Below are 17,570 nucleotides of genomic sequence, written 5' to 3'. Positions count from 1 at the left end.
AGATGACCATCCGCGCGATCTTCGCCCTTCTGTTGATCAGCTACGTGCTCAGCCATTTTTTCACCGGCCACGCCCATGCCCAGAGCTCGCTCGGCATCGGCACCAATGAGGCCATCGTTCCGTCGACCGGGCTGTTTGCCGGCCTGCTCAACTGGATCAATGTCCACCAGCAGCAATTCTACCGCTCGCTGACCGGCTCGCTGAAGGCAATGCGCGACGGCGAAGGCAGCGGCATCTGGCTGCTCGTCGGCCTGTCCTTCGCCTACGGCATCTTCCACGCCGCCGGCCCCGGCCATGGCAAGGCGGTGATCTCGTCCTACATGCTGGCCAACGAGGTGGCGCTGAAGCGCGGCATCATGTTGTCCTTCGTCTCGGCGTTCCTTCAGGGCCTGACGGCGATCGTGCTCATGACGCTGGTGTTCCTGGTGCTGCGCGGCACCTCGGTGTCGATGACCAACGCGACCTGGTTCCTGGAAACCATAAGCTACGCGCTGATCGCCGCTTTCGGCGCCTGGCTGCTGTGGAAGAAACTCAGGCCGCTGGCCTTCGGCCTGGCCGGCGCGACCGCGGGCCACAGCCTGTCGGCAGCGCATGCCGGCCACACACACGGTCACGACCATGACCATGCCGATTGCGGCCACGATCATGCCCACGACGCTCATGGCCACGCGCATCACGATCACCACGGCCATGCGCACCATCACGCCGAGGGTGAAGTCTGCTCGACCTGCGGCCATTCGCACGCGCCCGATCCGAAGATGCTGGAAGGCAAGCATTTCGACTGGCGGACGGCGTGGTCAGCGGTCGCCGCCGTCGGCATCCGCCCCTGCTCCGGCGCCCTGATCGTGCTCAGCTTCGCCTTCCTCAACGGCCTTTGGGCCGGCGGCATCCTTTCGGTCTTTGCCATGGCATTGGGAACGGCAATCACCGTGTCAGCGCTCGCCGTGCTTGCGGTGACGGCGAAGAACTGGGCCGTCGCCATCGCCGGTGACGGGCGCGCCGGCAACCGCGTTCACAATACAATCGAGATCGGCGGCGCCGCCCTCGTCATGCTGATCGGCATCGTGCTGCTGGCAGCCAGCCTGAGCGCCTGACCTCGGCTAGAGGCCCTTGTTGCGCTGGCTGCGCCCGCGCAGCCAGAACACGCCGAAGAAGGCCAGCACGAAGATGACCGCGATCACGCCGGCAGCCACGGTCGAATAGTCGCCGACAGCGAGCATGATCTTGGGCAGGAAATATGCAAACAGGCCGAAGCCGCCCAGGAAAATGGCGGCGGCGCTGGCGGAATTGCGCGTCTTGGTATCCATCGGCTATCGGCCCCAGGGTTCCGGATGTTGCCGGGTGCGGTACCCGGCGTGACTCAACCTCATAGCGCCCGCCGGCGCATCAGCCAACGCGCCATGGCCGGTTCCATTGTCGCATGGCAAGCCCGCGGATCGTTGGCGCGGGTCGTCTCAGGCGCCGAATTCGGTGCGGAAATCCTCAAGGCGCCGCTTCTGCTGGCCCGCGGCATCGAAATTGGCCGGGTCGAGCCAGGCCTCATAGGCCCGTCGCAGCGCCGGCCATTCGGTGTCGATGATCGAATACCAGGCGGTGTCGCGGTTCTCGCCCTTGGCGACCATGTGCTGGCGGAAGATGCCCTCGAACTTGAAGCCGAACCGTTCGGCGGCGCGCTTGGAGGGCTCGTTGTGGTTGTTGCACTTCCATTCGTAGCGGCGGTAGCCGAGTTCGAAGATGTAGCGCGTAAACAGGAACTGCGCTTCGGTCGCCGCCGGTCGCCGGGAGACGATGTCGCTCCAGTAGATGTTGCCGATCTCGATGACGCCATGAGCCGGATCGATGCGCATCAGCGTCTGGCGGCCGGCCATCTTGCCGCTTGCCTTGTCGATGACGACGAAGAACAGCGGATCGTTGCTTGCCGCCGACTTGTCGAGCCAGGGCTGGAAGTCGGCGCGGGTCTGCGGCTTGGTGTCGAAAAGCCAGCGGAAGCGGCCTTCGGCATCCTCGGCGGTCGCCATATCGAACAGCCGTTCGCCATGCATTGCCGCGTCGAGCGGCTCCAGCCGGACATAATTTCCCTCGAGCACGATGCGCTCGGGGCGCGGCCTCGGCTTCCAGTCCCGCAGGTTCTCGGTCAACGATCTCTCCAATTCGTTTGACATGGCTGCCAGGAGTCTCGCAAAAATCCAGGGACATCGACAGAACCAGACGAGTGCCCGCAATGCTCCACACGATTTCCGCCTTTGAACGCCTTGGCGAGGAAAATGCCTTCGCCGTGCTCGCGCGCGCCACGGCGCTGCTGCACGAAGGTCGTGACATCGTCAATCTTGGTATCGGCCAGCCCGATTTCCGCACGCCCGAGCATATCGTCGAAGCCGCCATCAAGGCGCTGCGCGACGGCCATCACGGCTACACCCCGGCCAACGGCCTGCTGGCCACGCGCGAGGCGGTGGTGCGGCGTACTCTGGCAACCACGGGCGTCGAAGTCTCCCCCGAAAACGTCATAATCATGCCCGGCGGCAAGCCGACGATGTTCGCGGCGATCCTGATGTTCGGCGAGCCGGGCACGGAAATCCTCTACCCCGACCCCGGCTTCCCGATCTACCGCTCGATGATCGAGTTCACCGGCGCGACCCCGGTGCCGGTGCCGATGCGCGAGGCCAATGGCTTTGCCTTCTCCGCCGAGGAGACGCTGTCGCTGATCACCCCGAAGACGCGGCTTTTGATCCTCAATTCGCCGGCCAACCCGACGGGCGGGGTGACGCCGCGCACCGAGATCGCCAAGCTGGTCAAGGGTCTGGAGGCTCATCCGCACGTCGCCATCATGTCCGACGAGATCTACGACGTCATGACCTATGACGGCGAGCGCCACAGCTCGCTGCTCGCCTTCCCGGAGATCCGCGACCGGCTGATCATCCTCAACGGCTGGTCCAAGACTTGGGCGATGACCGGGTGGCGCATGGGCTGGTCGATCTGGCCGAATGGAGTGGGGAGCGGCCAACTCTACGACAAGGTACGCAAGCTCGCGGTCAATTGCTGGTCATGTGTCAACGCGCCGAGCCAATATGCCGGCATTGCCGCAATCGACGGCCCGCAGGACGACGTCGACAGGATGATGCGCGCCTTCGACAGCCGCCGCCGCATTGTCGTCGAAGGGCTGAACGCCATCCCCGGCATTTCGTGCATCTCGCCGAAGGGTGCTTTCTACGCCTTCGCCAATGTCGAAAAGACTGGCTGGAAGGCCAAGAAGCTCGCCTCGGCGCTGCTCGAAGAAGCCGGCGTTGCCCTGATCGGCGGCCCGGACTTCGGCATCCTCGGCGAAGGCTACATCAGGCTGTCCTATGCCAACTCGGAAGAAAACATCCTGCGCGCGCTGGAGCGGATCGAGGCGTTCCTGGCGAAGTAGCCGCAGGGCCGCGCAAAGTTAACCATTTCGATTTATTCACATCCCACAATGGTACCAACAGTGGCATTGGGGGATGTTGCTTGCCTGACCTACCGTTCGAGCACCTGGCGAACGCTGCGCACGATTTCTGGCGAGCGATCTATCTGCCATTGCCGTTCTTCGTGCTGCTGGCGCTTGTCGTCAAGCGAGAGCGGTTCGTCGGCGACATCTTGAAGGCCGTTCCCCAGGCCAAGATCAACCTGCTGATCCACTTTATCGACGTGCTGCTGGTCGCACCGATACTGGTCGCCCTGGCACTGTTCATGAAGCAGGCGTTCGAGACCTACGACCTCGCCCTCGTCCCCGCCACCATGTGGGAGGGTCTGCACCCGGCATTGGTCGGCCTCGCAGCCGTCTTCCTCGGCGATTTCGTCGGCTATTGGCGTCATCGGATCGAGCATTCGGCCTTGCTTTGGCCGTCGCACGCCGTCCACCACAGCGACACGGAGATGACCTGGCTGGCGATCTTCAGGTTCCATCCGATCAATCGCCTGACGACAGTGGCGATCGATTTCGCCTTTATCCTGTCGATGGGACTGCCAGCCTACGCTATCCTCGTGAACTGGCTCGTGAGGCATTACTACGGCGCTTTCATCCACGCCGACCTGCCTTGGACTTACGGTCCGTTCGGTCGCATCTTCGTTTCGCCGGCAATGCACCGTTGGCATCACTCAGCCGAGCCGATCGCCTACAACACCAACTTCGCCTCTGTGTTCTCGGTGTTCGACTGGGCCTTCGGGACGTTCAGGGTCCCCGGCGCATGCGACACTGCCCTGGGCGTTCCCCAGCCGATGGGCAATGGCCTCATCGGGCAACTGACCTATCCGCTACGGCGCTCATCCTACCGCCACTTCGTCCGGCGCCTGACCCACTGGCGCAGCCGAAGCGCCTGACGGACATCACCCTCGCCCGACATAGGGCATCTTGGTCGCCATCACGGTCATGAACAGCACGTTGGCGTCGAGCGGCAGGCCGGCCATGTAGACCACCGCCTCGGCGACGCGCTCGACGTCCATCACCGCTTCCGCGGCAATCGAGCCGTCCGCCTGTTGCACGCCGACCGTCATGGGCACGGCCATCTCGGTCAAGGCATTGCCGATGTCGATCTGGCCGCAGGCGATGTCGAAGGGACGCCCGTCCAGCGCCAGCGTCTTGGTAAGGCCGGTGATGGCGTGCTTGGTCGCGGTGTAGGGCACCGAGCCGGGGCGCGGCGCATGGGCCGACACCGAGCCGTTGTTGATGATGCGGCCGCCCATCGGCTCCTGCCTGCGCATCGCCGCAAAGGCCGCGCGCGAGCACAGGAACGTGCCGGTCAGGTTGACCGCCACGACATCGTTCCAAGCCTCGACGGGAACCTCGTCGATGGTGGAGGCCTTGTAGCCCATGCCGGCATTGTTGAAGAGCAGGTCGACCCGCCCGAACGCCTCGGTGATGGTCTCGAACATGTCGTCGACCTGATCGGGCCTGGTGACGTCGCAGACCACGGCCAGGGCGCTGGCGTCGGTCTTGCCGGCATCCGCTATCGCCGCATCGAGCGGCGCCTTGCTACGGCCGCAAAACACGGTGTTCCAGCCATCCCTCAGCAGCGCAGTCGCCACCGCCTTGCCGATGCCCTTGCCGGCACCGGTAACCACTGCGACCCTGTTGCTCGCCATGATGAAGCTCCTCCATGCGCATGACCAATCGCCGGCGGACGATCATTGTAGCGTCAACAATCTAGAGCGCCGACCCAAGCAAAACCAGATCGGCTGTCTTGATTGTAGCGATGGAGCGAAGGAAATCGGCCACAGAAAAAGGGCGGTCATTGGCGACCGCCCAGTTTTTCATCGAACCGTGCTTGGGAGGAGGAGAGCCGATCCGAGTAAGAAAAGGATGCGCCTGCTCGGTTAACAAATCCTTAACGCGAAAAGCGGCCTTTTAGCTGCTTTTCGCGAGCCTCCCGAGAGAGACCTACCAGCGTGGATTGACCTGTGGATTGGCCGAAGCCTCGATCGGCACCTTGACGCTCGACACCGTCGCCTCGACATGGTCGACTAGCGCGTCCGGCAGCTTCAGCCGGCCGGCGAGAAGGTCGAGATAGCCGCGCTCGGCGCGCGTGTCGGGATCGATCGCCAGGCGCGAAGCGGTGTAGAGCTCGACCTTCTGTGCGTCGGTCTGGGCCGCGGCGACGATCGAATCGAGGTCCAGCGGCGCATCGAGCTCGGCCATCAGGAACTGCTCTGCCTCGGAACCGATGCCGGACAGGCTGAGCTTGTCGCCGATCTTCTTGCGCTCCTCGTCGTCGATATGGCCATCAGCCTTGGCGGCAGCGATCATGGCGCGGATCAGGGTCAGCGCGAATTCGGTCTCGCCCTGGGGCGCCTGCGAGGGATGGAAGGAATTGTCGGCCGGCGGCGGCAGGAGTTGCGGCTCGGCTTGTGGGGCGGCGGCAGTCTGCTCGGGGGCGTTGCCGGCCTTGTAGTTCTGGTAGGCCTTGTAGGCGAGGCCGCCGATGGCCGCGAGGCCGCCGACCTTCAGCGCCGTGCCCGTGACCTGACGGCCGGCACCGGTTCCGAGCAGCACGGCGACCAGCGCGCCTGCGGCGAGCGGATTGTCCTTGGCGAGCTGGGTCGCCTGCCCGGCCTTGTCCCGCACGGTGGAGCCGGTGCCTGGGATCTTGGAGCCGAGGAGATCGTCGAGCAGCTTCTTGGGGTCGAACATGAATGCCTCCGGTTAGGAATGTCTGTCGCCGTGAGGTAGGCGGACGATCGCGACATTACAATGACGCCGGTCAATTTGGCGAGGCAATCCGATACAGCCGTTCAACTGCCGATGTGGGGGGCGTCGCCGCGTTGTTCTGCCAGCTCTACTTGGCGATGGCGCTCCGCGTAGCGGGCGCGGTCCTCTGTAGTGCGGGTATCATGGCAGTGCGGACAGGAGACACCAGCCTCGAACTTGGGCGACAGCAACTCCTCGGGCATCAGCGGATGCCGACAGGCACGGCACAGTTCGGCCTCGCCCACGGCAAGCCCGTGCGACACCGAAACGCGCTCGTCGAAGACAAAGCACTCGCCTTGCCACAGGCTCTGCTCCGCAGGCACCTCTTCGAGGTATTTGAGGATGCCGCCCTTGAGGTGGAACACCTCGTCGATGCCGAGCGACTTCACATAGGCCGTCGCCTTTTCGCAGCGGATGCCGCCGGTGCAGAACATCGCGACCTTGCGGCCCTCAAGCTCGCTGCGATGGTCCTCGACCCAGCCGGGGAATTCGCGGAAGCTCTTGGTCTGCGGATCGACCGCCCCGGAGAACGTGCCGATCGAAACCTCATAGTCGTTGCGCGTGTCGACGACGATCGTGTCGGGATCGGAAATCAGCGCATTCCAGTCGTGAGGCTCGACATAGGCGCCGACGCTGGCGAGCGGGTCGATGCCCTCGACGCCCATGGTGACGATCTCGCTCTTCAGCCGCACCTTCATGCGGTGGAACGGCATCTCGGTTGCCGCGCTGTACTTGACTTCAAGGCCGGCGAGTTCCGGCATGGCTTCAAGATGCGCGATCAGTTCGGCGATCGCCTCTCCGGTGCCGGCGACCGTGCCGTTGATGCCCTCGCGGGCAAGCAGCAGCGTGCCCTTGATGCCGCGGCCGCAGCAGAAGGCGGCAAGCGGCGCGCGCAGGTCCTCGAAGCGCTCCAGCCGGCAGAAGCGGTAGAGGGCGGCGACGCGGAACTGGGATATGGGTGTGGAAAGATTCATGGCGTGAGCCACTAGCGCTTCGCCTCATTTTTTTCAACGTGCAGCTGAAAGTGGAAGGATTACAGGCAGTTCCTGATTCGGGTCGGATCTCGCACCGGAGAAAGACGGCCGATTTCCGGGGTATCTTTTCCACGCCTGCGGAATTCCGGCGACAATGGTTGCGACGAAACGGAGAGTGTCGCGCATGTTCAGCAAGCAAACGGCCGATGAAATCGAGAAGGCGGCGCGCGAATTCGGGCTGGAACCCGCCGCCTTGCTCGCCATTGCCGAGATCGAGAGCGCCGGCCAGGTCTTCGCCAAGGTCGACGGACGCAACGAACCGCTGATCCGCTTCGAAGGGCACTATTTCGACCGCAGGCTTTCGGGCGCCAAACAGGCAAGGGCACGCGCGGCGGGCCTTGCCTCGCCGACGACGGGTGCCGTCGCCAACCCGCGCGGCCAGGCGGCGCGCTGGCATATGCTCGAACATGCGGCCGACATCGACCACCAGGCCGCCTATGAATCGACATCCTGGGGCCTCGGGCAGGTGATGGGGTCGCACTGGCTGTGGCTCGGTTTCGACAAAGTCGACGGGCTCGTCGCCGAGGCGCGCTCCGGCGCTGCCGGCCAGGCACGGCTGATGGCCCGCTACATCGACAAGGCCGGCCTCAAGGAGGCACTCAACGGCCATGACTGGGAGGCGGTCGGACACGGCTATAACGGCCCGGGCTTCCGCAAGAACAGCTACCATACCAAGCTGGCCGATGCCTATCGAAGGCAGATCGACGGCCCAGCCCCCGGCGACCGGACGATGCAGGTCGGCTCGCGCGGCGAGTTGGTCACCGAACTGCAGGAAGCGCTCGTGGCACTTGGCTATCCCGTCGACACAGATGGCATCTACGGCCCGGGCACGGCGTCCGCGGTCAGGAAGTTCCAGGCCGAGCACGGCCTTGCCGCCGATGGCATCGCCGGTGGACGAACCCAAGCCGCGATACGCCGGGCGTTGCAGCCTGGAGCAGGCGGGCTGTGGTCGGCATTGAAGTCCTGGCTCGCCGGTATTTTCGGTCGATCTTGACTCGCCGGAGCGCTATGCAGGCAAGCAACGAGGTCCGGATTTCCAGCCGACATCCGGGCCGCATCACCATGTCGCTGCAGGCTTCGTGGACTCGTTCTGCACGGTCTGTTAAATCGGTTGAAAAGTAACGATGGAGCGAATGCCATGACCAGCAAAACCCAGAAACTGCTAGCGCTGCTCGATGGCCAGCCGGTCATTCCGGTGCTGAAGATCGACCGCGCCGTCGATGCGGTGCCGCTGGCCCGTGCCCTCGCCCGCGGCGGCCTCAGGGCGATCGAAATCACCCTGCGGACAGACGAAGCGCTGGAATGCATCCGCCGCGTTGCCGCCGAGGTCGAGGACTGCATCGTCGGCGCCGGCACGATCCTCAACGCCCGCCACTTCGACGACGCGGTGGCAGCCGGCTCGAAGTTCATCGTCAGCCCCGGCCTGACCCGCGAACTGATCGCGCATGCCGCGACCAACGAGGTACCGCTCCTGCCGGGCACCATCACTCCCGGCGAAATCATGGCCGCGCGCGAAGCCGGTCTCGACTTCCTGAAATTCTTCCCCGCCGAGCAGGCCGGCGGCGCGCCTTTCCTCAAGGCCCTCGCCTCGCCCATCGCCGACGTGAAGTTCTGCCCCACCGGGGGCATCTCGGCCAAGAACGCCTGGGATTATCTCAGCCTGCCGAACGTCGTCTGTGTCGGCGGCTCGTGGGTCGCCCCCGACGACATGGTCAAGGCAGGCGACTGGGCCGGCATCGAGGCGCTGGCCGCCGAAGCAAACAAGCTGCGCAAGAACTGAGAATCTTGCCTTCTCCCCTTGTCGGAGAAGTCAGGATCTGGCCAACCCAACAAAAAAGCCGCGCTGGCAGCCAGCGCGGCTTTTTTGATTGTCTTGTTCGTCGATCAGTTGTTCTCGAAACGAGCTACCGACAGGAACTTCACGGCACTGCCGGAGAAGCGATTGGCATCTGCCGCCTGGCTGCCCTGCTGGAAGCCGGCCGTGTAGACCTCCTTCGGCGCGGTGCGGACGATGTTGTAGGCAAAGCCCGGCGCCTTGGTATTGGTCGTGACCGTCGTCACCTGCTCGCCGCTGCGCAGGGCCCAGCGCGCGGCATCAGGCGCTGCGGCAACCACGACGGCCTTGGGCTCGGGCTTGGCTTCCTCGGCAACCGGACGTGCCGACTTGCGCGTGGTCTTGACGCTGCCGCCGATCGCAGCGGCCGGGTCCTGGCCCGCCGAAAGCGAGGCAATGGCGTTCTTCGGCGTCGCAGCCTTGGGCGCGGCAGTGGCCACGGCCTCGGGCTGGTCGAACACGGAGCGCTGCTCCGGCACCGGCGCGAGGGCCGCGACCTCGAACTCGTCGTCGGCCGCTTCTTCGGCTGGAATGTCGTCCGCCGCTGCAAGTGCCGCTTCCACCGTCATGTCCTGCGGACGCGACGAAGGCACAGGTGCATTGCCTGCGACGGCCGGCAAGTCATCGCTGGAGGCCAGCGCCATCAGGACATTCTGGTTCTCGGGCGTGAGTTCGGCTGGCGGGTTGTAGTTCGGACGCCGGGTCGGCAGCGGAACATTGGCTGCAATCTGCTGTTCAACTGCGGTCGGCTGCTCGCCTTCGGCCAGCGGCGCGGATGCCGCGCCGAACGGCACGGTCTCTGCGGTCGCCACGCCGATCTCGGCCTGCGGCCGCGGCGCAATGCCCGGAAGCGGCACGCTGCGGGCGGGAAGTGCTGCTAGAATGGTCTCCGGTGCCTGATCGGCCGGTGCCTCGTCGGCGACCTGCGGCAGCTCTGCGCGCTGCGCATTCTCGGGTGCTACGATCTGGATGCCGGGCAGCGACTTGGCGGCAGGCGCCTCGGCAATTGCCTTGGCCGGCGCCCTCTTGGGCGCAACGGCTGCCACTGCGATTTCGCCGGTATCTTCTTCCTCGTCTGCACCGCCGCCACCAAACAGTGCTGCAAACAGGCCACCGCTCCGCTTTGCCGGCGCCCCAGCGCTGGCGAGAACCAGATCGCCGCTCTTCTTGCGCGACTGGTAGGAAGCGAGCGCCTGCTCGAAACCGGGCAACGGCTTGCCGTCGCTCGGCACGTGCAGCGTCTTGCCGGACGGGAACACGGCGACGAGTTCGCGGCGGCTCATGCGCGGCCAGTGGCGCACGTTGCCGACGTCCATGTGGATGAAGGGCGAACCGGAGCGCGGATAGTAGCCGACGCCGCCGGCCTGGACGCGCAGGCCCGAGTCACGCAGCTTCTTCAGCGGCACGCCGGGAATGAAGAAATCCATCGCCTTGCCGAGCATATGCTGGCTTTTTTCGGCAACGCCGCTCGAACGGCTGCGCAGCAGCGAATTGGTCGCCGGCGAACGATAGGCCGACACGACATGGATATAGTCGCGGCCGCCAGCAGAACGATAAGCCTCCCAGACGACGTCGAACAGACGCGGGTCCATTTTGGTCGGCTCGTTGCGGCGCCAGTCGCGCAGGAACTGATTGAGTTTCTTGAGTCCGGCAGCATCGTATCTGCCGTTGCGCTTGAACGTGATCTCAGCCCTTTCACCCGTGTGGGTGTAATAAAGCTTGAGGGTCCGCGTTTCGGCGGAGGCTGTCGCCTGAGAAGCTGTCAGGAAACCAAACGTCAGCATCGCGGCCGTAAGCCACTTTTGCCAACCATTCGATTTCGAGCGACGCCCTTCGGTGTTCTCGATCCTGTTCAAATCAAAAGGCCCTGTTAGGCTGCCATCTGTCCCCGGATTTGAAGCCCGGACACTGTTACGGATTCGTGTCCGAATATCGATCCTAATGGTTAATCACTGCTTATTGAAGGCCAAATGCGGTAACACCATGGCGATATCCCAGCAAAAGGGAATCTCAGAATTTCATGGTAAACCGCTGGTTTATACGGCAAAAATGGCACTGAACAATTGAGCCTTCGGCCACAATTGGATGCGTCCCGCAAGCGACACGCAAGCTTTAATTCCAGATCGGCGGAGAAAATATCAGGACGCGAGTCGCTCGACGCGCCCGGTTTCCGGATCGATTCCGTATTCCTTGAGCTTGCGGTAGAGCGTCGAGCGGCCGATCCCCAGCCGCCGCGCCACTTCGCTCATCTGGCCGTTGTAGTGCTCGATGGCGAGCCGGATCATCTCGAATTCCACGTCGGCCAACGGTCGCACATTGCCGCGCTCGTCGAGCGCCCGCAGCATGCCGGGACGGGTCCGTTCCGGCGCAGATGACAACGGCGCAGCCGCAACCGCTTTTTCAGCGGACGTCTCTACAAGCTCCTGCTTCGCCTCGCCGCCGAGGTCGACGACGCCTTCCACCTGGGCGCGGATCTGCGGGAACTCGTCTTCGGTCAGCACGTCGCCTTCGCAAAGCACGCAGGCGCGGAAGACGGCGTTTTCGAGCTGGCGGATGTTGCCCGGCCAGTCATGGGCCTGAAGTAGCGCCAGCGCATTTTCCGAAATCATCGGGATCCGGCCATGCGCGCTTGCCGGCGCGACACGGGAGATGAAGTGGCTGACCAGCAGCGGAATGTCTTCGCGGCGGTCGCGCAGCGGCGGCACGAAGATCGGATAGACGTTGAGGCGATAAAACAGATCCTCGCGGAACTTGCCGTCCTTGACCTGCTGCAGGAGGTTGCGGTGCGTCGCCGAGATCAGGCGGATGTCGACCTTGACGGTGGAGCGGCCGCCGACCGGGTCGACCTCGCCTTCCTGCACGGCACGCAGCAGCTTGACCTGCACGTCGAGCGGCAGGTCGCCGATCTCGTCGAGGAAAAGCGTGCCGTTGTTGGCCTCGACGAACTTGCCTGGGTGCTTTTCCGTGGCGCCGGTGAACGAGCCCTTCTCGTGGCCGAACAGGATGCTCTCGACGAGATTGTCGGGAATGGCGCCGCAATTGACGGTGACGAAGGGTTTCGAGCGCCGGTCGCCCGATCCCTGGATGGCGCGGGCGACGAGTTCCTTGCCGACGCCGGATTCGCCTTCGATCAGGATCGGGATGTTCGACGCCGACGCCTTCTGGCCAAGCCGGATGACCCGGTCCATGGCAGGGCTTCTGGTGATCATGTCACGGAAGGTAAGCAGCCCGCCGCTGCGGCGCGCCGTGCGCCGGACCGTATTCTCGACCGCTTCCACCTTGAGCGCGTTGGCGATGGCCGCCAGGAGTTTCTCCGGGGACGCCGGCTTGACGACGAAGTCGAAGGCACCGTTGCGCATCGCCGACACCACCGTGTCGATGCCGCCTTGTGCGGTCTGCACGATGACCGGAAGCGTGATGCCGCGCTCGCGCATCGCCTTGAGCACGCCGATACCGTCCAGCCCGGGCATGGACAGGTCGAGGATGAGCACACCGATCTCGCCGCCGCGCGGTCCGTCGAGCATGCGCAGGGCCGCCTCGCCGCCGTCGACGGCGATCGCGGTGTGGCCGAATTTCGTCACCGCAGCGTCGACGAGGCGACGTTGGACGGGATCGTCATCGACTATGAGAATCGAACCTGCCATGAATGTCCGGAATATGCCCGTAGTTGCTTATTGGATGTGGATCATCCTGGCACAGGGTTCTAAATAAGGTTTCAAAAAAGCCGGTGAACGAATCCCTTAGGATTTGAATCGACTGGCCGAGGGAAGTGAAAAGGAAGACGCAATGCGTTGGAATTCCGGGCAAGAGATGTCAGCCACCGCCTCCGCCAGGGGCGCGGCAGGGTTTGGCGAGTTGCCCGAATGGGATCTCGCCGACCTGTATGCCGCCATGGACGCGCCCGAGCTGGCGCGCGATCTCGAAAAGGCCTCGGTCGATGCGGTGGCTTTTGAGGCCCGCTGGAAAGGCACCCTTGCCATCGAGGCCGAGCGCGGCGCGGCCGGCAAGCTCGGCCAGGCCATGCAGACCTATGAGGCGCTGGAGGAACTGGTCGGGCGCGTTGTCTCCTATGCCGGGCTTGTCTATGCCGGCGACACCTCGGACCCCAAGCGCGCCAAGCTTTACGGCGACGTCCAGGAAAAGATGACCGATGCCAGCGCGCATCTTCTGTTCTTCGCGCTCGAGCTCAATCTCGTCGACGACGCGCTGATCCTCAAGGCGCTCGATGCCGATCCTGAATTCGGCCACTACCGCCCCTGGGTGCTCGACCTCAGGAAGGACAAGCCCTACCAGCTCGAGGACCGCGTCGAGCAGCTGTTCCACGAAAAGTCGATCACCGGGCGCGGCGCCTGGAACCGGCTGTTCGACGAAACGATGACCGACCTGCGCTTCGACATCGGCGGCGAGGAACTGACGCTGGAGCCGGCGCTGAACAAGCTGCAGGACCCCGACGGCGAGGTGCGCAAGGCAGCCTCCGAGGCGCTGGCCGCGACCTTCCGCAAGAACCTGCGGGTCTTCACGCTGATCACCAATACCCTGTCCAAGGACAAGGAGATTTCCGACCGCTGGCGCGGCTTCGAGGACATTGCCGATTCCCGCCACCTCGCCAACCGGGTCGAGCGCGAGGTCGTCGACGCGCTGGCCGCCGCCGTGCGCGAAGCCTATCCGCGCCTGTCGCACCGCTATTACGCGATGAAGGCCAAATGGCTCGGCATGGAGGTGATGAACCACTGGGATCGCAACGCGCCGCTGCCCGAGACACCGCAGGCGACGATTGGCTGGGACGAGGCCAAGGACACGGTGCTGACCGCCTATCAGAGCTTCTCGCCTGAAATGGCCGAGATCGCTCGCGACTTCTTCGACCGCCGCTGGATCGACGCGCCGGTGCGTCCCGGCAAGGCGCCGGGAGCGTTTGCCCATCCGACGGTACCCTCGGCGCATCCTTACGTGCTGCTCAACTACATGGGCAAGCCGCGCGACGTCATGACCCTCGCCCACGAGCTCGGCCATGGCGTGCACCAGGTGCTGGCCGGCGGCCAGGGCGCGTTGATGGCCTCGACGCCGCTGACGCTGGCCGAGACGGCAAGCGTGTTCGGCGAGATGCTGACCTTCCGCTCGCTGCTCGACCGCACCACCGACAAGCGCGAGCGCAAGGCGATGCTGGCCCAGAAGGTCGAGGACATGATCAACACGGTCGTGCGCCAGATCGCCTTCTATGAGTTCGAACGCAAGGTGCACTCCGAGCGCAAGAACGGCGAACTGACCTCCGACCAGCTCGGCCAGTTCTGGCTCGAGGTGCAGGCTGAAAGCCTGGGCCCCGCGATCAAGCTGCGCGAGGGCTACGAGGTGTTCTGGTCCTACATCCCGCACTTCATCCATTCGCCCTTCTACGTTTATGCCTACGCCTTCGGCGATTGCCTGGTGAACTCGCTCTACGCGGTCTACCAGAATGCCGAACGCGGCTTTCAGGACAAGTATTTCGAGATGCTGCGCGCCGGCGGCACCAAGCATCATTCCGAACTCCTGAAGCCGTTCGGGCTCGACGCCACCGATCCCGCCTTCTGGCAGAAGGGGCTTGCCGTGATCAGCAACCTCATCGACGAACTGGAAGCGCTGGACTGAGCCCGGTTCTATCGCAAGCACGCTGACATCATGACTGGTCCCACATCCCCATTCGTCCTGTTCAGGGACGACCCCGCCGGTCGCGAGGTGCTGTTTGAAGCACCCCGCGAGATCATCGTCGCGCATGATGCGGCGGATTTCTTCCCGGCCTTGCAGGCAGCCCAAAAGGCGCATGAACAGGGCAAATGGCTTGCCGGCTATTTCTCCTACGAGGCCGGTTATCTGCTCGAGCCGAAGCTCAGGCCGCTGCTTCCCGAGGGACGGCGCACGCCGCTGGTCTGCCTCGGCGTGTTCGACCAGCCATCGGACAGGGACCGCCCCCCGTCGCGCGAGCCCGCAACCAACGGGCCGATATTCGATGCGCGGGCGACGTGGTCGCAGGCCGACTATGAGCGCCGGTTCAAGACGCTGCACCAGCATTTGCGCCAGGGCGACTGCTACCAGGCCAACCTGACCTTTCCCGTGCATGCCCAATGGTCCGGCGAAGCGCTCGACGCCTTCGACGCGCTGATCGCCCGTCAGCCGGTGAAATACGGTTCGCTGGTCTCGCTCGGCGGGCCGGTCGTGCTGTCGCGGTCTCCCGAACTGTTCTTCGACATCGACAGCGAGGGCTGGATCGAGACACACCCGATGAAGGGCACCGCCCCGCGCGGCAAGACGCCGGAGGAGGACGCAGCCCTCAGGGAATTCCTGCGCAACGACGAGAAGAACCAGGCGGAAAACCGCATGATCGTCGATCTGCTGCGCAACGACATCTCGCTGATCAGCGAGGTCGGCACGCTCGACGTGCCGGAGCTTTTCCGCATCGAAAGCTATCCGACGGTGCACCAGATGGTCAGCCGCGTGCGCGCCAGGCTGTTGCCCGGATTGACCATCGAGCAGGTATTTGCCGCCCTCTTCCCCTGCGGCTCGATCACCGGCGCCCCCAAGATCCGGGCGATGGAGATCCTGCGTGACCTCGAAGGCACCCCGCGCGACGTCTATTGCGGCGCCATCGGCTGGATCGCCCCGGGCGGCACCATGCGCTTCAACGTGGCGATCCGCACCATCACGCTCTTTCCCGACGGCGAGGCCGTCTACAATGTCGGCGGCGGCGTCGTCTTCGATTCGACTGCCGAAGCGGAGTATGCCGAATGTCTTCTGAAAGCGCGTTTCGCCACGGGCACGGTGCCGGCTTCGAGCTGATCGAGACCATGCGCTGGGAGCCGCAAAGCGGTTTGCTGCGCGGCGGCCGACATCTGGCACGGCTCAAGGCGTCAGCCGAGGCGCTCGGGTTCGGGTTCGACAGGGCGGCGATCGAGCAGGCTTTGGCGCAGGCTGCAGGCGCCGACATGCCGCTCAGAGTCCGGCTTGCTCTCGCTCCGGACGGTAGCCGCGAAGTAACAAGCCAATCGTTCGTGCCGCTGGCATCGGATGCCGTCTGGACGCTGCGCATCGCGGCCACGAAGCTCGATTCCTCGAACAACTTGCTTCGCCACAAGACGACGCGCCGCGAGGCTTACGACCGCGCCCGCGCCGAATTCCCGCGCGAGGCTGCCGACGAGGTGATCCTGCTCAACGAGGCAAGCGAGGTCTGCGAAGGCACCATCACCAACATCTTCGTCGACATGGGCGACCGCGGCCCGCTGAAGACGCCACCCCTCGCCTGCGGTCTGCTCGCCGGCGTGCTGCGCGGGGAGTTGATCGACAAGGGCGAGGCGGTGGAGGCGGTGCTGGCGGCTGAAGACCTTCGCCGCGCGGCGCAAATCTGGATCGGCAATTCGCTGCGTGGGCTGATTGCGGCAAGGCTAGTCCAATGACGCGACATTATCGGCAAACCGGGCGCAGGCTAAGTCACAGCATATCAGCCCAGTCCGACAAATCGCCATGACCGACCCCACCCACACGCCCTATGACGGCAGCTCGAAACCCTTCGCCATCGGTCTCAAGCAGGCGGAGCCGCGCGACTGGATCGAGCTCGACGGCCATCTCGAAGCTTATCTGGCCGAGAAGGACCGGCTCTACGCCGAGATCCCGGACAAGGTGTTCGTCGCCGAGCCCGGCACGAAGCAGTCTCAAAGGGAAGTGCTGGACCTCCTGGTGGCGCATCTGACCGAGCGCTTTCCCGAGACCTATCGCATCGAGGAAGGCCGCTGCAGCATTGCCGGCACGGGCCGCTCCATCGACGTCCAGAATCCTGGTGACAGCCCGCTGGTCGCTGCCTCGAAGCTCGTCCAGGAAGACCTGATCCTGATGCGGCGCGGCGACGATGGCTGGCGGCTCGCCGCGGGTTCTCTGTGCTTTCCTTCGTCGTGGAGGCTGACGGAAAAATTCGGGCAGCCGATCGACAAGATACATGGCCCCGTGCCCGATTTCGGGCCTGGCACACGCATGGCCGAGCTGATCGCGCGCATGTTCGACAAGCTTGCCGTGCTTGTGGAACGTTTCAACTGGTCGATCCAGGCAGATGGCTCGCTCTATCACCCGCTTTCCGACCGCCAGCGTCTCGCCCGCTCGGCCGAGACGGAATCGACGTTTCCCGGCGCCGATGTCGCCGCTCACGCCTTCATCCGCGTCGAGCGGCAGACCTTGCGCAAGCTGCCGGTCTCGGGCGACATCCTGTTCACCATCCGCATCCATCTCGACCCGCTGGCAGTGCTTGCCCGCCACGAGGACAGCCCCCGGCTGGCCGCCTCATTCGCCGATCAGCTGATGAACCTCGACCGCCAACAGCTCGACTACAAGGGCTTGGCCGCCGACCGCGACAGGCTCGTCGGCTTTCTCTCCGAGATGAAAAAAGCCGGCTAATAGCGGCATAACGTCCGGCTCCTACAGCATCTGGGGCCGAGGGATTCGCTTTATTGTGACAAGCATGTATGGTTTAGCCGTTGAAGCCGGG

16 protein-coding genes are annotated in these 17,570 nt (G+C 64.4%); 9 read left to right on the top strand and 7 right to left on the bottom strand.

The window, feature by feature from the left end; translation table 11 throughout:
* Positions 1-2: 2 nt before the first annotated feature.
* Positions 3-1,094, top strand: a complete 1,092-nt coding sequence (locus CO731_RS10855; protein WP_108609760.1) for a nickel/cobalt transporter — start codon at positions 3-5, stop codon at positions 1,092-1,094.
* Positions 1,095-1,100: 6 nt separating this feature from the next.
* Here the strand turns inward: CO731_RS10855 and CO731_RS10850 are convergent, their stop codons facing one another.
* A complete protein-coding gene (locus CO731_RS10850; RefSeq protein ID WP_108607104.1) occupies positions 1,101-1,307 on the bottom strand; it encodes a hypothetical protein in 207 nt (68 codons plus the stop codon).
* A gap of 147 nt (positions 1,308-1,454) precedes the next feature.
* Positions 1,455-2,138, bottom strand: coding sequence for a GNAT family protein (locus CO731_RS10845; RefSeq protein WP_108609759.1), 684 nt, complete (start codon positions 2,136-2,138; stop codon positions 1,455-1,457).
* An 83-nt stretch (positions 2,139-2,221) separates the two neighbouring features.
* Between CO731_RS10845 and CO731_RS10840 the strand changes: the two genes are divergently transcribed.
* Together CO731_RS10840 and CO731_RS10835 are read left to right on the top strand one after the other, a co-directional pair.
* The gene (locus tag CO731_RS10840; RefSeq protein WP_108607103.1) at positions 2,222-3,406 is read left to right on the top strand and encodes a pyridoxal phosphate-dependent aminotransferase; all 1,185 of its coding nucleotides are present in this window, start codon (positions 2,222-2,224) and stop codon (positions 3,404-3,406) included.
* A gap of 80 nt (positions 3,407-3,486) precedes the next feature.
* Positions 3,487-4,338 carry a sterol desaturase family protein gene (locus tag CO731_RS10835; protein ID WP_199914586.1) on the top strand — a complete coding sequence of 284 codons (852 nt, stop codon included), beginning with the start codon at positions 3,487-3,489 and terminating at the stop codon, positions 4,336-4,338.
* Between the two features lie 6 nt (positions 4,339-4,344).
* Here the strand turns inward: CO731_RS10835 and CO731_RS10830 are convergent, their stop codons facing one another.
* From CO731_RS10830 to CO731_RS10820, 3 genes are all read right to left on the bottom strand, one after another.
* Entirely contained in the window at positions 4,345-5,100 is a 756-nt protein-coding gene (locus CO731_RS10830; RefSeq protein ID WP_108607102.1) for an SDR family oxidoreductase, read from the bottom strand.
* A gap of 295 nt (positions 5,101-5,395) precedes the next feature.
* On the bottom strand, positions 5,396-6,145 hold the full coding sequence (locus tag CO731_RS10825) for a tellurite resistance TerB family protein (RefSeq protein ID WP_108607101.1): 750 nt from the start codon (positions 6,143-6,145) through the stop codon (positions 5,396-5,398).
* Positions 6,146-6,246: 101 nt separating this feature from the next.
* Entirely contained in the window at positions 6,247-7,176 is a 930-nt protein-coding gene (locus CO731_RS10820) for a rhodanese-related sulfurtransferase (RefSeq protein WP_108607100.1), read from the bottom strand.
* Between the two features lie 184 nt (positions 7,177-7,360).
* Between CO731_RS10820 and CO731_RS10815 the strand changes: the two genes are divergently transcribed.
* Both CO731_RS10815 and CO731_RS10810 read left to right on the top strand, forming a co-directional pair.
* A complete protein-coding gene (locus tag CO731_RS10815; RefSeq protein WP_108609757.1) occupies positions 7,361-8,230 on the top strand; it encodes an N-acetylmuramidase domain-containing protein in 870 nt (289 codons plus the stop codon).
* Positions 8,231-8,374: 144 nt separating this feature from the next.
* Positions 8,375-9,016 (top strand): 2-dehydro-3-deoxy-phosphogluconate aldolase, encoded by a 642-nt coding sequence (locus CO731_RS10810; protein WP_108607099.1) that lies wholly within the window; start codon positions 8,375-8,377, stop codon positions 9,014-9,016.
* A 104-nt stretch (positions 9,017-9,120) separates the two neighbouring features.
* On the opposite strand, the gene CO731_RS10805 is transcribed toward CO731_RS10810, so the two are convergent.
* Positions 9,121-10,854, bottom strand: a complete 1,734-nt coding sequence (locus CO731_RS10805; protein WP_108607098.1) for a DUF882 domain-containing protein — start codon at positions 10,852-10,854, stop codon at positions 9,121-9,123.
* 354 nt (positions 10,855-11,208) lie between these two features.
* Entirely contained in the window at positions 11,209-12,714 is a 1,506-nt protein-coding gene (locus CO731_RS10800; RefSeq protein ID WP_108607097.1) for a sigma-54 dependent transcriptional regulator, read from the bottom strand.
* A gap of 142 nt (positions 12,715-12,856) precedes the next feature.
* Between CO731_RS10800 and CO731_RS10795 the strand changes: the two genes are divergently transcribed.
* The 4 genes from CO731_RS10795 to CO731_RS10780 all read left to right on the top strand — a co-directional run bounded on the left by CO731_RS10795 (position 12,857) and on the right by CO731_RS10780 (position 17,479).
* Positions 12,857-14,692: a M3 family oligoendopeptidase gene (locus CO731_RS10795; RefSeq protein ID WP_108607096.1), complete on the top strand. Its 1,836-nt coding sequence runs from the start codon at positions 12,857-12,859 to the stop codon at positions 14,690-14,692.
* 30 nt (positions 14,693-14,722) lie between these two features.
* Complete coding sequence (locus CO731_RS10790) at positions 14,723-15,877, top strand: aminodeoxychorismate synthase component I (protein ID WP_108607095.1); 1,155 nt, start codon at positions 14,723-14,725, stop codon at positions 15,875-15,877.
* Entirely contained in the window at positions 15,826-16,491 is a 666-nt protein-coding gene (locus CO731_RS10785) for an aminotransferase class IV family protein (RefSeq protein WP_108607094.1), read from the top strand. Before CO731_RS10790 ends, CO731_RS10785 begins: the two co-directional genes overlap by 52 nt.
* Before the next feature lie 67 nt (positions 16,492-16,558).
* Positions 16,559-17,479 carry a DUF3445 domain-containing protein gene (locus CO731_RS10780; RefSeq protein WP_108607093.1) on the top strand — a complete coding sequence of 307 codons (921 nt, stop codon included), beginning with the start codon at positions 16,559-16,561 and terminating at the stop codon, positions 17,477-17,479.
* The last annotated feature ends 91 nt before the right edge of the window (positions 17,480-17,570 follow it).

The sequence above is a fragment of the Aminobacter sp. MSH1 genome, from assembly GCF_003071665.1.
Taxonomy (GTDB): domain Bacteria; phylum Pseudomonadota; class Alphaproteobacteria; order Rhizobiales; family Rhizobiaceae; genus Aminobacter; species Aminobacter niigataensis.
Note: the sequence above shows the minus strand (reverse complement) of the source record. Positions and strands in the feature narration are given on the sequence as shown.